Annotated in this window: 11 protein-coding genes; 1 reads left to right on the forward strand and 10 read right to left on the reverse strand. The window is 38.2% G+C overall.

The genetic code is table 11. From position 1 onward, the window contains the following. Positions 1 to 134: 134 nt before the first annotated feature. The 5 genes from INF29_RS12175 to INF29_RS12195 form a co-directional block, all read right to left on the reverse strand. The gene (locus INF29_RS12175; protein WP_193486858.1) at positions 135 to 1,292 is read right to left on the reverse strand and encodes a DUF917 domain-containing protein; all 1,158 of its coding nucleotides are present in this window, start codon (positions 1,290 to 1,292) and stop codon (positions 135 to 137) included. A 17-nt stretch (positions 1,293 to 1,309) separates the two neighbouring features. Continuing rightward, positions 1,310 to 2,278, reverse strand: coding sequence for an aminopeptidase (locus INF29_RS12180; protein WP_193486860.1), 969 nt, complete (start codon positions 2,276 to 2,278; stop codon positions 1,310 to 1,312). A 23-nt stretch (positions 2,279 to 2,301) separates the two neighbouring features. Continuing rightward, positions 2,302 to 3,624, reverse strand: a complete 1,323-nt coding sequence (locus INF29_RS12185) for a cytosine permease (protein ID WP_193486862.1) — start codon at positions 3,622 to 3,624, stop codon at positions 2,302 to 2,304. A gap of 213 nt (positions 3,625 to 3,837) precedes the next feature. After that, the gene (locus tag INF29_RS12190) at positions 3,838 to 5,436 is read right to left on the reverse strand and encodes a PucR family transcriptional regulator (protein ID WP_193486864.1); all 1,599 of its coding nucleotides are present in this window, start codon (positions 5,434 to 5,436) and stop codon (positions 3,838 to 3,840) included. Positions 5,437 to 5,491: 55 nt separating this feature from the next. Next, positions 5,492 to 5,761 carry a hypothetical protein gene (locus INF29_RS12195; RefSeq protein WP_193486866.1) on the reverse strand — a complete coding sequence of 90 codons (270 nt, stop codon included), beginning with the start codon at positions 5,759 to 5,761 and terminating at the stop codon, positions 5,492 to 5,494. Between the two features lie 227 nt (positions 5,762 to 5,988). Here INF29_RS12195 and INF29_RS12200 point away from each other — a divergent pair, with 227 nt between their 5' ends. Continuing rightward, a complete protein-coding gene (locus INF29_RS12200) occupies positions 5,989 to 7,155 on the forward strand; it encodes a Fic family protein (protein WP_193486868.1) in 1,167 nt (388 codons plus the stop codon). Between the two features lie 162 nt (positions 7,156 to 7,317). Here the strand turns inward: INF29_RS12200 and INF29_RS12205 are convergent, their stop codons facing one another. The 5 genes from INF29_RS12205 to INF29_RS12225 all read right to left on the reverse strand — a co-directional run. Continuing rightward, positions 7,318 to 7,719: a hypothetical protein gene (locus tag INF29_RS12205; RefSeq protein ID WP_193486870.1), complete on the reverse strand. Its 402-nt coding sequence runs from the start codon at positions 7,717 to 7,719 to the stop codon at positions 7,318 to 7,320. Between the two features lie 249 nt (positions 7,720 to 7,968). Then, a complete protein-coding gene (locus tag INF29_RS12210; protein WP_193486872.1) occupies positions 7,969 to 9,684 on the reverse strand; it encodes a glycine zipper family protein in 1,716 nt (571 codons plus the stop codon). Positions 9,685 to 10,328: 644 nt separating this feature from the next. Further along, positions 10,329 to 12,824 (reverse strand): hypothetical protein, encoded by a 2,496-nt coding sequence (locus INF29_RS12215; RefSeq protein WP_193486874.1) that lies wholly within the window; start codon positions 12,822 to 12,824, stop codon positions 10,329 to 10,331. Positions 12,825 to 13,076: 252 nt separating this feature from the next. Further along, complete coding sequence (locus INF29_RS12220; protein ID WP_193486876.1) at positions 13,077 to 14,714, reverse strand: recombinase family protein; 1,638 nt, start codon at positions 14,712 to 14,714, stop codon at positions 13,077 to 13,079. 3 nt (positions 14,715 to 14,717) lie between these two features. Continuing rightward, positions 14,718 to 14,935 (reverse strand): hypothetical protein (locus INF29_RS12225; RefSeq protein WP_207728169.1); only part of this gene is annotated, 218 nt, incomplete at its 5' end.

Raw genomic sequence — 14,935 nt, forward strand, 5'->3', positions numbered from 1 at the left:
CTGTCATTTGTACCCGATGTATGGGTTTCTTCTGTTTTGCCATAATAAAAGGTCCTCCTATGATTTAAATTTTACCATAGAAGAACCTCTTCAATTACATATTTACAGAAAAAGTTTCACACTGCCGCAAAACTTTATTTCAAATGATCAAAGGGAATATTGTCTCCTGTATATTTAATATTATCCATGTATTCTTTCCAAACAGTCCACCATTTTTTATCGTGATTTTCGTCTTTGAACCATTTTTCATTGACTTTAATTGCGCCAATGCCCACCACCATACCTTCTTTTACATCAGCGTTGGAAACAGGCATTCCTGCCTTCACAGGAGATCCCGGAATCGTCTGAATGCAGTACATACAAGTAATATCCGGAACAGTCATCAAGGGTGTGAATGTACCGTTCTTTCCTTTGGAAACCAGAAGGTTTTCGTTCTGGAAATCTACTTTGTAGTCAGCATCATCTTCACCTTTCACCAGAACATAGCCATAGTCAAAGCCGCCGGACATATCTGTAAATACTTTTTCCACCTTACCTTTGCCAATAACTTTCGCTTCCACAATACCTTTCTTCGCCAATGTTTCCAGAAGCATTGTCTTGTCTTTTGTATTTCTGAAAATATCTCCGACTTTTTCAACCAACGTAATGGAACCATCTACAATTCTGTCCTTGATATCATCTTTAGATACCATCCAGCCGGACAAACCAGATTTCATACCGAACTCAATGCATACATCTCTGCCCAATTTTTCCGCCAGAGGCGCATTATAAGGGTCAGCCAGCTCGATGGTGATTTTATCGTTGACGTCATTCGCCATAGCCAAAGGGGAGGTGGCGCATCCATTTACATGAAGCAGCAATGTTTCCAACGCTGGCACCGCACGCCCCGCACCGTCAGCATCCACAAAAGAAATCCCTTTTACCAAAGAGATCAGCATAGGAACAAAGGTATTGAAGCCGCCCAATTCCACAGGGATACTATATTTTAAATTTTTGCCCTCTCTTTTTGCCATTTCCTGAAGGAGTTCAAATGCATTGATAGCATACTGGGAAAAGTCCAGCCCCACAATGGCCTGTGGAGAACCCATGCCTGCTGTCACCGCCGCATATTCCCCTTCCAGCATTTCGTCATATGTAATCAGTTCCAGTTCCGGCGCTTTTTCCGGATGCGCCTTTTTATAGGCTTCCAGCATATCCAAGCCACTCTGCAAAGAGCCGCCGCCACCGCCGCCAAGAAGTGTTGCACCCCAAATCACATTGATTAAAGCTTCTTCATTTAACGTTCTGATCATACTCGTTTCCTCCTTTTTTATTTCATGTTTTCATAAATATGGTTTCCTTTGTCCAGAATCATCACATCGTCCACCCATACCGTAGGCGCGTTGATGATACAATCATAATGAATATTGGAATCTCTTGTGCCGCCAAAGGACAGGTTCATGCCAAAAGCAATATGAATGGTTCCCCAAACCTTTTCATCCACCAAAGGATGCCCGATAATCTTAGCGCCCGGATTGGTGCCAATACCAAACTCCGCAATGCCTCTGGCGTTTTCATCTTTGTCCGCCAAAAACTCCGTCAGCATTTTCGCGCTTTCTCCTCCGGAAATATCGGTGATCATCCCATCTTTCAATGTCAGCGTAATATCATCTTTCACTAGCCCAACATAAGCGATACATCCATCGACGACGATCTTTCCTGTACCGATATTCTCCACTGGCGCAAAATACGCTTCCCCAGCCGGCAAATTTCCCAAAGCGCCTTTTTGTGTCAAATCTCCGGTATCTGCATGGCAAACTCGGTCTTCCGCGGAAAATGTAATATCCGTTCCTTTCTCCGTTACAACACGGACTGTTTTTGCTTTTGTCAGCATATCCGCCAACTGTTCGCTGACTTTTTTGATAAAAGGATAGTCCGCGTTCAGATACCCTTCCGCAATCTCTGTTGTCATCATAGGCATAGATGCGACTCTTGCTCCTTTTTCCGTTGCTTCAATCCGGGCTTTTACATGGGAATAACTCATGGAAGTCAGCAAAAACTCCACATCAGCCGCTGCCATTGCTGCCGCTACTGGTACCGGCGGTTCTCCTTTGGTCTGTGCGGGCGCTTCCACAAAACTTGTTTCGATGCCGCAGGCACGTCCTGCTTCTGCAAAAGCATATCCCAATTCAAATGTTTTTTCGTCAGCTACAATCAGCAGTTTTTCATCCGGTTTTGTTCCCATGCAGTCCAAAATCAGCTTCTTTGCCGCTTCTACAATTTTCTTGTTTCCTTCCATTTTCATTCCTCCTTTATGTTTGATTAGGCGGAAACGCTTTCCTCCGCTTCCTCCACAGACATTTTTCCTTTTCCAGCCATAGCGGTTTTTCCAAAAAGTCCGTTCAGCACTACATAAGCAATACAACAAACGATGATACCATCCAGCGCAGGACTGAAGAAGCTGAATTTCAAGGCCACAATAGAACCGATGGTCCAGGCGAGGATACCGTTCCAGTTAAAACCTCTGATGGGATGCCAATTTTCTGGTTTTCCTTTCCCAACGATCCAATAATCAGCGATCATTACCCCTGCAATAGGTGGCACGAAACTGGAAAGCACTGTGATAAAAGCGGAAAGCGCATCAGCCAGCCCCGCAATGGCAATCAGTGTACCAATGGCGCCGCAGATCATAGTAACCAACGGACGTTTTTCATCCTTTAAACTGAATACCTTCATCGCCGCCAAACCGGATGTATAGGCATTGCTGGTATTCGTAGTCCATGTTGCAAGAATCAACACCAGCATACTGATGGCTGGCATCCCCATGCTTGCAAATACGCTGGTAATATCATAATTGCCTGTGGACATTGCCATGACCGCGCCTACGGTAATCATCATGACTGCCGCCGGCAAAACACCGATAAACGTAGCTTTTACAGCATCTTTTCTGCTTTTGGCATATCTCGCATAGTCACAATTGATTACAGTTCCTACCGCAAACAGCCCAATTACTGTGGAAATCGCCGCACTCATAGCCAATGGTGTTTCCGGCACCAGTGCCATCATAGCAGTTAAGCCCATATCAGAACCGGCATGGTAAGCGCCATAAATACAAAGTACAACCAGCGCAGGAACTGCAATATAGTTCAAAATTTTCATCATGGTAAATCCATAAACAGCCGTAATCAGCATCACAGCGCCCCAAATGATACAGGAGATCCAGAAAGGGACATTGATGCCTACCAATGCCATCAACGTATTAAACGCTGTGGCACAGGTTGCTGTCTGTACGCCGAACCAACCCATTTGCGCAACGAACACAACCAAACTGGTCAGAAGAGAGGAACCTCTATCCCCAAAAGCTTTTGTTGCGCACATGGCAGAAGGCAGTCCCAAATCCGTTGCCTGCATCCCTGTCAAAACCATAACGAAACTGCAAATAAAAAATCCGATAAATGCCGCCAAAACAATGTTGGATAATGTCATTGATGCGGAAAACATTCCACCCACCATCAGCATAGGAATACAGATCATAGTACCAATCCATAAAAAAGCGATGCTGACCCAGCTTTGGCGTTCTTCCTCAGAAACACGGCTCATGGCGCGACTTTCCATTTTTGAGCTTTTTTTCACTTCCTGATCCATATACATACCTCCTTTTTTCGATCTCGGTTAACCTTATCCACATTGTAGCTCCCGGAAAGTCATTTGTATTCGTCCCAAAAGCTGAAATAAAACGTGAAACTTTGTCTTTTCAGCTAAATATGAAAGAAAAACAAAAAAGCATGAATTTTCTTTTCAAAGAAAATTCATGCTTGAAAAGCCTTATCTATATAATTCCAACTTTCAGTCAAATATCTATGTCAGCCTTTTCAACGCAGCCGCCAGATACAGATAATATGCCCCTGGCATCATATCCATATCATATCCTAATCTCTGCTTAATCTTATTTAAACGGTATTTTACCGTACTATCGTGCAGATATAACAATCCAGCGGTAGCAGAAATACTACGATTGGCGTCCAATAAATATACAGAAAGGGTATTTATCATATCCTTTTCATCCTTTTGTCCTGCCAAAGCAAAAAGGCTTTGCTGATAGCGTTCTATCGCATTTTCTCCTTTTTCAATGATTCGCAGACATTCTAAAGCAAATTCCAGTTCTCTTTCCGTAAATACTTTTTTCGCTGGATACAGCTTACAAATGGTTTCAAAACTATCCTCAATCATGCGGTAAGCATTTCTGACATCCTTTGTGGAATCCATTCCGCCGCACCATATAAGAATTTCATCAAGCTCCCCATACTGTTCCATAAACGTTTCCGCCAAAGGTGTTTCCATCTCAGGAAAGGGCGCGTCATCCATAAAAGCCACCACGCCGTTATCAAATGTATCCACTAAAACATTTTTTCCATTTTCCTTTAAAAACAATTGGATTTTCCTCTTTTGCTGCTCCAAGACAGCCGCAAGATCTTCCTGTCTTTCTGCTGATTTTCCCCGAGATTTCAACACCCACATGACGCGAATCTTCTTCAGGTCAATAAAATATTTCTTGGCAATACGATTCATTACCAAAGGCTGATCATTGATGATAGCCCGCACCAATTCATCTTCCGTTTCAGTCTCAAAATCATACTTCCAGATGCTGCTGAACATTTGTATCACTTCTATGGCCTGCTGGAAACTAAATTCATTCAGAAGTATCCCTTCATCCAGTGCCACTAACTGAAGGCTTTTTTGATATTGTGTATCAAATTTTTGATGAAACAGTCGAAATGTATGGTCTTTCCCCTCTGACTGAAAAAAAGAACATTTCCGTTTTGGCTCATGATTTTTTATGTACTCTATCATATAATCAAATATTGTTTTGGAACCAATGGGCCAGCTGGCATAACCGTTTTCCGCGCCGTCATGGCTTAACAGCAAAAAGGAACATCGCAGTCTGTCACTCAAAAGCCGGAGCACACTTTCAATATTACGCTGACGCTCCCGCATTTTTGCAATCTGCTCTAAAATATTTTTCACATAATAAGTCTCTTTCTGCTGATCTGAAAAAATCAGCTGTAAAACTTCTGTAATCACTTCGCTGTATCTTAAGTAATACGCTTTTTCCGGCATTACAATCAGCGGAAAATCCAATTCATCCGCAGTTTCAATCAACGCGGGGTGGAGTTCCGACAAAAAGCACCCAACATAATATAAAACAACCCCCGCTTCTCCAACCTCATGCAGCCGGCGCAATGCTTCACATTGATCTTCTATATTATCTTTTACTGAAATAAAACCAGTCAAAATCAGCTCATTTCCCAAAAAGTATTCTTCCGCCAAAGCATATCTTTTTGCATATTCCAATACAGAAACTGTCGTAACAAATTTGTTAAGCCCTTTATGCCCCGCCACAACCTTCGCTTCTCTCAAAGACGGCAGCTTTAAACAATCGGAAACCGTAATTGCCATAGTATCCCTCCTCTTCGCTAGTTTGCTCATATTCTACGGGTATTTTCAAATGTTGTCAAACATACAGCTTCGGCTTGCTTATATCTTCACATATCTGAATACTCTTGTCTACATAAAGAAAGACAGCAAGGCTTTTTCTTCCTGCTGTCCTACTTAAATGATCTATGTCATCTGTCCAAAGGTCATTTTTCAAGCGCCAAAAACGGGCATTTTTTAGCCGAAAAAACCCTGTTTTTTTGCCTTCAAACCACAACTGGTCAGTATTTTTGCTTCGCAAAAACGGCTTCGCCGCCGGATTTCTTTCCGGTACGCATTGTGGTTTCACCCTTATTTTACGCCTGCGTGCCACAACGTGTCATCAGTACCACCGATTCCACATGTAAAGAAGCATCTATCAACATGAACGCATGACGGAAATATCCCTTGGTGTAGCTATCCTAACTAATTTCTATTTTCCATAGCTCCATATTTTAAAAAAACTTGTATTTTTCTTTCAAATTGTCTATACTGATATAAATTGATACTAATAATTATCACAAGGAGGTGTATCCCATGGATGCCGCTCTCTATATCAAAATGCTTTCTGACGAAAGCGTCACTAACCTGAAAAAAATGCAGTATAAATACAGTCCTGAAGATGTCACAGAGTTTGTGCATCTGGTGAAAGACAGCGTTTATACAACGCTTCCCCTGCCGGACTTCAAGGGAAATCCCTGCGTCTATCTAAAACCTCTGGTACAGCTGAAATCCGCTCCCGCTAAAATGCTGCTGATGCCTCAAAGCGGTTCTTATGGCAAAGAGGCTATGGAAGAAGAAGTCTATGCCACCCTTGCCATTGAAAGCATTGATTCTTCCAGAGAAAGTATCCGCAAAATTTTCAAAGGATATGCCCCTAACGGTTATGCGGAAGACCGTGTTTACAGCATAAAAAAGGGGCTGGACTTTATTTCTGAGAGAAGCAATCTCATCACAGAAGAAAATATCTATCACCTTTATGAGATTGCCATTGCTGACTTTCTGGAGGAAGAAAGCCGCCTGCTGCCCGGTCAGTTCTACCGCCATGATTCCGTTTATATTGTCGGAACAGAGGTAGAACATACAGGATTAGACCACGCTCTCCTCCCGGAATATATGAAAAAACTGGTTGCATTTATTCAGGAAGATACAGATATGGATGACCTGCAAAAAGCCGCAGTCATTCATTTCTACTTCGCCTACCTTCACCCTTATTTTGACGGAAATGGTCGTATGGCTCGCCTGCTTCATCAGTGGTATCTGGTGCAGAAAGGGTATCCTTCCGCTATGTTTGTTTCTTTCTCTTACCATATCAACCAGACCAGAAAAAAATACTATCAGGCATATAAGCTCATAGAGGATAACGCCAAAATCAGCGGTATGATCGATGTGACGCCTTTTCTCATATATTTTGCGGAAAATATCTACAACCATATCGAAAAGGAAAATGCACAGAAAACCAATCAGATTGCCCGTTTTCAAGATGCCCTAAAAGACGGAAAAATCACCGAAAAGGAAAAAGACCTCTGGAATTTTGTGCTTTCCGCTTACGGACAGCAGGAATTTTCCACCAAGCAACTGGAGAAAGATTTCGGCAATGCCGCTTATGCTACTATCCGCGGTTTTGTATTGAAGTTTACAGAAATGGGACTTCTGACTAGTATGGCATATGGCAATCGAGTGAAATATAAAATCAAGATGTAATGTTCTTGCACGTAAAAGGGACACTTTATAGAAAGTGTCCCTTTTTATGTGTAAATGCACATTTTTTAGTAATGACAATATCATATTATGTAATCTATTTCTTATTTTGAATTTCCATGCACACGAATGAAGTGCTTGAACATAAAAACCTGAAGCGTTTTCTCACATGTATCCTTTCTCCTGATAATGCAATTCAACCTCTTTTCCATATTGCCTGCAAACTTGAATGGCTAACACAGCAAAATCTTCTGGAGGAAGGACTTCTCTTTTGATAGTAAAGGAAAGGCACTGCAATTCCTCAAAATGATCCTCATAGTCCACACAAATATCTGGGGATTCCTTCTCCAAAAACGTGTATTGTTCCTCAGCTGTTTCTTTCATCCGAACATCTTTTTGATAACCATATCGTTCAAAATCGTTCATAGGAAAACTCCACTCGCCTGGTTCTACATTGTGAAAACAATCCTGCGCCAAAAAAGAGAAAACACCTTTTCCTTTTTCAATGATCATTTCTTTTTCATCTGATATAAATTCTGCTGTCGGCTCCTGTTTCAAATAAGCCAAACAGCGCTCCAATTCCTCTGGATTTCCAATGATATGACGTACCGTAAAAACACAATACCCAGACAGAACTGCATCCATAAGCGCATACCCTATCTCCGTAAATTTGGTATTGGGCATCCCTTCTGTATAAGAAACACTACAGGTGAATTCCGTTTCAGAGGCAAAAACAGAAATATAATATTTCATCTGTTTTCGTTGCTCCTCCTTTTGTTTCTTCTTACGATAAAAAAACATTTTATCCTCTCCTAATCATACCAAGTCCGTAATATCTAATATCCAATCAACAAATTTTTCTCCTCCTATTGCACCTGCAATTCCTCCTCCAAGACCAAGCAAGGCGCCACCAACCGCTGTTCCTGGTCCAGGTATAAAAGAGCCAATTCCTGCCCCAGCCATTGCCCCAACTTTTGCTCCTATGGCAGCACCTGCCCAGCGTCCGCCAATTTCTACAGCCTTAATACCAGTCTTTTTACCAATCTTTTTATCCACATCCTGTAAATCATTTACAATCGTATTCCCAAGTTCCAAAGTATCTAAAAGCACTCCAGCAACTAACAACACTCGTCCCCCTTTATGAACCACTTTACCCACTTTTTCAAAATTTCTTAATTTTAGATACATAGCTTCTGATATTTCCATATGGTCTATATATTCAGCAATAAATTTGGGGGCATTTCCGTCATAATTTATATGATATCCAAGCTTCTTTCCATCCCTTATATGTGGTTTATCCAGCCTAAAAATAGCAACATCCTTTCCATCTATTTTCTGCATCAATATAGAATATTCTAAATTAACCTTTTCTCCATTACTTAACGTAAGCATTGTATTTTTACTTATGAGTCTATGTGTAACCCCTGTTAAATCACTCTGCAATACATCAATATAAGTCAACACAGGCACAGAACCTGACACCAGAGCCTTTGACAATTCATTCCACGCACTAAGCGTTTCCTCTCCGAAAACCCCATCTTCTTTCAACCATCCATGTGTGCCTCTGATCCCCAATGCATTTATATTTCTTTGTAAAGTCAAAATTTTTTGTTGGTTTCCACCTACAAACCACATCAGTTTTTCCACTTTATTTTTTAAACCAGCACATGATATCCCTGCTTTTCCACATTGTTCTATAGCTGTAAAGCAAATTTTTCCATTTTCGTCAAGGATATAATCTTTATTTCTGTCTCCTTGATCCAAATCATTAGAAAGTTCATCGCATACCTTTTTCAGCATATTCTGAATTTCTGAAACATATTTTTTCGGATGCCCATAAGAATAAACTCGTGAAAAGCCTCTGAAAAAAACTTTTTTCTGCATCTCCTGATTGTATTCTCTGCTGCAAACAACCTTTCCATTTTTGCCAACATAATTGCGCTGATGGTTCAAATAATCATAATAATGCAAAACATCCTGTAAAAATCCTTTTCCTTTTCCCTGTTCTATAGACATGAGAAACTCCAATTTTTTTGCATCATTTGATGCTGCTTGATAGACAGTACCACTTACTGCTTTTTGTAAAAGATTTATCTTTTCAGACATAGAAAAACTGCTTCCAGTTGTACTTCGTAGCTTTCGTTCTGTTTTTTCGATCATCCCCATACTTTCAGATGATTTTCTTTTAGATGCACTTGCAGACAGCAAAACAAGGGAAACAATTTGGTTCACATCACCACTGGCACTGCCCCATTGCCGTGAAATTTCTCCTATCGCCTTTGCCAATTCTGCAGTTTCCTGCCGATCTTTTTCAGGAAGAAAAGCCAAAATGTCTGCACATTTTTTTACATCTTGATATATCACAGAAACAATCTCTTTGCAGCTACGCGCAAGTTCTTTACATCCATCAAAATATTGATATTCCTTTGGGACTTTCATCACTTCTGTTATCTTACAGATTCGATTCATTTCTTGAAAATAAGCTGCTGATCCTACGATTTTTCCATTTTTTCCTATTAACTCTTTACTCATACATATTATCCTTTCTATGATTTATTTTCCAGAGTATAGCGAAAAAAAAGTCTCATAGAATCTCAATGTTTTTTAATTTTTTTGAGAAACATATTCCTTTTCCTTCTCTCATCAACACAAAAGGCAGTGAGATTTTCTATTCTCACTGCCCAAGAAACCTGTTATTCCCAAATTCTCCTCAACCCTGTCCATTCAAAAATCTAAATGAAGAAATTCTCTTTCCCTCCTTAAAATCCATCCACTGTAAGAGCACAATCTCAGAACGGAACTATATCTCCAGCTTATTTTTGTTGTCCATCTTAATCACTTGGTTCATCCTGCGTATCAGTACATTGTCCAACTTCCGCCAAAAGTAGCCTGTTTTATAGGCATAATGTTTCATAATCTTTCTCCTTTACTAACTATTTCGGTGTTCTTTGATTGGTCACAAATTTTAACATTGTTCATCTATTAAGATTTGAAAATCTAGCATGTTTCTAATAATATGCTTTATTTCATCATTCTACTTTATTAAAAATAAGATTCAAGTTGAAGATATCAAAAGCACAGCACATACGGTATCTTTTAAAGACTTAGAGAAACGACAAATTTTCTAAAATAAATTTAAACCTATATACCTTACTACTGTTGCAAATTATGTTAGTCTAATACTTAAAAACTATATGTGTTACATCATCCCCTTTAAAAGCAATCATAAGTTCAAATTCAAATATTTCTCTATGATACAAATTCTTAATAATTTTAATTGCCTTTTCTTTTGACATCAAAGCGCCCTCTACATTATATAACCCATTGTACGCTTTAGAAATTTCAATAAAATCTGCACATTCTTGTTCATTTAAATCAATACTCTGCAATTTTGATATTTTAGCATTGAATTTAAAATTTTCTTTTTGGAAGAATAATTTACTATTCATTTGCGGAGTTTTATTCAAACTCAATTTATTCTGCAGTTCTATTAATTTATTAAACTCTTTTGTATTTTTATATTTTCCCAAAGCCAAATCCTCAGTAAATGTGTAATTTCGTGCATTATATTTACCTTTTAAAAGAAACTCTGACAATTTATTAATTCCATCTAAATCAAAAGTTAAAATCAATTCATTGGTATATTTATCAATATATTTTTGCAAACTATCTATAATTGCATTTTGAAAAATTCTAGCAACTTCTCTATTTGTTCTATTTCTCTTTTTAACAATATAATTGTGGATGGAAAACTCTAAACAAAAATCTGAAGAACACTTTGTATCCCAACCAAATATTTCATCTTTTTTCATTAACTCGTTTATCTCATTTAGTATGTCATTAATTCTGTCATCTGACAAATTTGTTTCTTCCTGTTTAATATTGTTAGTTCTTTTCTCCAAAATATTCGTCAGTTCTTTGTTAATATGTTTAAATAGTTTTTGTTGATTAGATTCAGAAATCGTATGTGTATGACCTAACAGTTTCCCATACAATATACATTCATTGACAAAATCACTTTTCAACAATCCATTACTTTTATCAAATTTTTCCAACATAATGCTTAGTACTAAAAATTGTTTATCTTCTTGTATATTTTTCCAATCAAAACAACTTTCATATATCGAATAATAACCAACCTCATCGTTATATATTAAATAAAGTATAAATAGATATTCAATATCAAAATTAGGGGTCCAAACTATTTTTTTAACCATCATAAACTCTGGGAAATATTCAAATTTTCTTCCATCGTTATTTTGTCTTTCAATTCTTCTTCCTATTGCTCGCAATATTGATCTTATATTTAATCCTAATAGCTGCGAAACTTTTCTTTTTTCAAGAGTAGCTGATGATATTTCCTGAGTAAATGTTTCTTTTAACATTTCTCTATATTCTGGATTGAGAACTTCTTCACAAAAAATATAGGCATAAAAAGCTTGAAAAAATAAGGACAAAAAATCATAAGATTTTTCATCTGAAAATAAACTGATATTATAAAATAATTCTTTAGCTAAAATTTGAAAAATTAAATTTCTTTCATTTGTATTTTCATTTTTCAAAACAAAATATACCAAAATATTTAACAATCCAATACTATCTACTTCTGTACCTTTTTCATTTGTTTTCCAATGGAATTTTGCTAACTGTTGGATGTATGTTTCTATAATTTGTTTTTTTACTGGTTCTGAACAGACAAGATTGGACAAAACATTTTGAAAATAGCAATATAAAATTTTTTCTACCTCCAAATTTGTTATATCTCCATTTTTATACTCATCTATAAAATCAATTTGACTAATTTGATCAAAATAATCTTGCTCTATCAAATTCTTATCATTCCAAAAACGCATATTATTTAATGGAATACAATACAAGTCAATTCTCGCATATTTAAAATCGGGTATGTAATGATAAATTTTTATAACATTTTTTATCATCTCGTTATATCCAAAAGTATTGGTAAATTCATATATACAATCTCTAACTTTTTGATTAAAATAATCATACCAACAATAATTATTATTCTTTTTCGCTCTAGCCTGAATATTTTCAGCGAGGTTACTCAGCATATCACATACATTATTTTTTCCTACAGCATCATTTTCATCTATAAATATTTTCAAAGCAGAAATCATTTTATCAACATCACTCTGAAATGCTCTATAATCATCAATGCGTTTTTTATCACCATTTCTAAAATGCTCAACTACCAAGTCATAACAAATATTATCCTCTGTTATAATTTGATAAATTTTAAATGCAATATTACCCTCAAAAAAGATTATACCAAACAGTAATGCAGTCAAACTATTCGAAAAATTCATAACAAAATTCCCTGCAAGAAAAACCGTTGCCAAAACAATAGCTCCTAAAGAATATATAATATCATATTTAAAATTTACATTTGATTCTTCAAACTGAAAGATTTCTCTCATTTTATAACCATAAAATGTCCTATCCAAAAATCCGGAAATTAATGCAATAAACGAAAAACATAATATCGAAATAGATATTATTCCTGCATATACATAATCCATATAGGATTCTGTTACAGCTATTAAAAAATCACCTGTAAAATTAACATAAATATCTATAAAAATTCCTATAATTAAAATTATTATTGGAGTTATATTTTTCCTAACAGCTTTTTTAGGATTATATTCTTTCATACAAATATCCTCTCAAAACCTCAAATAACAGTTATTAAATACCCTTCTCCATATATTACACTTTTTAAACATTCATGTATATTACATCACCTTAATAATTTTCAGTTTAAAAAATATTATAGCAAAACGTACCTCTATTTTCCATATTTAGGTATAATGAAACAGCATAACTCCGTTTTTATTAATAAAAAAATTTAGATTTTATTTTTTTATAATAGTATGAGTTGTTGGAGCCATTATCTGGCTCCCCCATCACTCCTCAAAATCCATCCGCTGTACCATCACGATCCCCGAATGAAACTGTATCTCCAGTTTATTTTCATTGACCACTTTAATCACTCGAATGAGCCTACGCACCAATTCCTCGTCAAACTCTCTCTGTAACCAGCTTGTTTTTCGCACATACTGTTCCAAAACCGCCGTTCTTTGCTGACAGCTTTCCGCCAGTCTGTTTTCTTTTGCGGTCTTTGTTCTGGCTTTTTGCAGTTCTTTCAGTTTCCCCATGATCTTGTCATATTCCTGTTCAAAATCCTCTTTTCCATCTTTCATCCCGATTTCCATAAGCTCCATCAGCTTTTTCTGGCAGGCTTCCATCTGTTTGAGGATTTCTGTTTCTTTTTCCGATGCCTCATAACTTCCAATGACCTGCAAGACATTTTCCCGAAACGCCTGCACAAACATCCCATGATCCTCTGCCACACTGTTGATGGCAGTCATAATGGCAGTATGCAGTGTCTTTTCTTTCAGTGTGGGAGAATACTTACACCTCTTTTTTCCGTTTTTCAGCCGATTGTCACATCTCCAAACCGCCTGCTTTACCCCATACTTTGACCAGACCTGTCTGCGATAAGGCTGTCCGCATTCTCCACAGTAGAGAAGATCAGACAGAACATATTTGCCGCTGTATTTCCCTTTTTGCAGTCCATTTTTTCTTTTGACAGCCGGTTTATAGATGGCAGCCCTTCTTGCTTTTTCCTCCTGCACACGATAAAACAATTCTTTGGGGATAATGGCTTCATGGTCATTCTCTATGTAATACTGGGGTACGATCCCGTTGTTTTTCACCTTCTTTTTCGTCAGGAAATCCACCGTATATGTTTTCTGCAGGAGGGCATCCCCCATATATTTCTCATTGGAAAGCATCCGGTCAATGGTGGTGGCGCTCCATGTCTTTTTCCCTGTTACCGTAGGAATGCCCTCAGCCTCCAAAATCCGTTTGATGCGGTAACTGCTGTTGCCTTCCAGATAGAGTTTATAGATCCGCCGCACCAGCTGTGCTTCTTCTGGCACGATCACAAGATTTCCGTCTTTATCTTTCGTATAGCCCAGAAATCTGCTGTGGTTCACCATGACCTTTCCTTCCTCAAACTTCCGTACAATACCCCAATGACAGTTTTCGCTGATATTCCGGCTTTCTTCCTGTGCCTGACTGCTCAATATGGTCAAAAGCAGTTCTCCGCTGCCCTCCATGGTATTGATGCTTTCTTTCTCGAATATGACAGGGATATTCTTTTCTTTCAGCTTTCTGATGTTAGTCAGGGCATCCACCGTATTTCTGGCAAAGCGGCTGATGGACTTTGTCAGTACCATATCGATTTTTCCTGCCATACAATCCTCGATCATTGCCTGAAAATCCAGACGCTTTTTGGTACTGGTGGCACTTTTCCCATCATCGGCGTATATGCCAGCCAATTTCCAGCCGGGGTGGTTCTGTATCTTTTCCCGATAGTGGTTTACCTGTGCTTCATAACTGCTTTCCTGCTGTTCCTGTAATGTGCTGACACGGCAGTAAGCGGCTACCCGAAGCAGTTTTGTCTGCTGGCTTCCTTCTGCCGCATGGGCAGGTACCGCTGGAATCACGGAAATATTCTTTTTTATGGTCTGCAGCATCGCTCATTCCTCCTTTATCCATATTTTTCGCTGATACCCATTTTTGAAATGAAACTCCAGATACCCTTCCTTCGCAACAACGACTTTTCTCATTGTTTCCGCCAGGAGATGGCTGTCAAACTTCGTTGGAACCGGCGTATGGTTCAGAAGATACAGCAGTTTTTCTGTCTGAAAATCACTGTCATCAAAGACCGTATGTTGATACTGTTCCACCGCTCTTG

Origin of the sequence: Anaerotignum lactatifermentans, assembly GCF_014982935.1 — a bacterium.
GTDB classification, from domain to species: domain Bacteria; phylum Bacillota; class Clostridia; order Lachnospirales; family Anaerotignaceae; genus Anaerotignum; species Anaerotignum lactatifermentans.

Excerpts from the sequence above, each read along its gene's own strand:
- INF29_RS12175 (WP_193486858.1), bottom strand. The coding sequence starts at position 1,292 with ATGATCAGAACGTTAAATGAAGAAGCTTTAATCAATGTGATTTGGGGT.
- INF29_RS12180 (WP_193486860.1), bottom strand. The coding sequence starts at position 2,278 with ATGGAAGGAAACAAGAAAATTGTAGAAGCGGCAAAGAAGCTGATTTTG.
- INF29_RS12185 (WP_193486862.1), bottom strand. The coding sequence starts at position 3,624 with ATGGATCAGGAAGTGAAAAAAAGCTCAAAAATGGAAAGTCGCGCCATG.
- INF29_RS12190 (WP_193486864.1), bottom strand. The coding sequence starts at position 5,436 with ATGGCAATTACGGTTTCCGATTGTTTAAAGCTGCCGTCTTTGAGAGAA.
- INF29_RS12200 (WP_193486868.1), top strand. The coding sequence starts at position 5,989 with ATGGATGCCGCTCTCTATATCAAAATGCTTTCTGACGAAAGCGTCACT.
- INF29_RS12210 (WP_193486872.1), bottom strand. The coding sequence starts at position 9,684 with ATGAGTAAAGAGTTAATAGGAAAAAATGGAAAAATCGTAGGATCAGCA.
- INF29_RS12215 (WP_193486874.1), bottom strand. The coding sequence starts at position 12,824 with ATGAAAGAATATAATCCTAAAAAAGCTGTTAGGAAAAATATAACTCCA.
- INF29_RS12220 (WP_193486876.1), bottom strand. The coding sequence starts at position 14,714 with ATGCTGCAGACCATAAAAAAGAATATTTCCGTGATTCCAGCGGTACCT.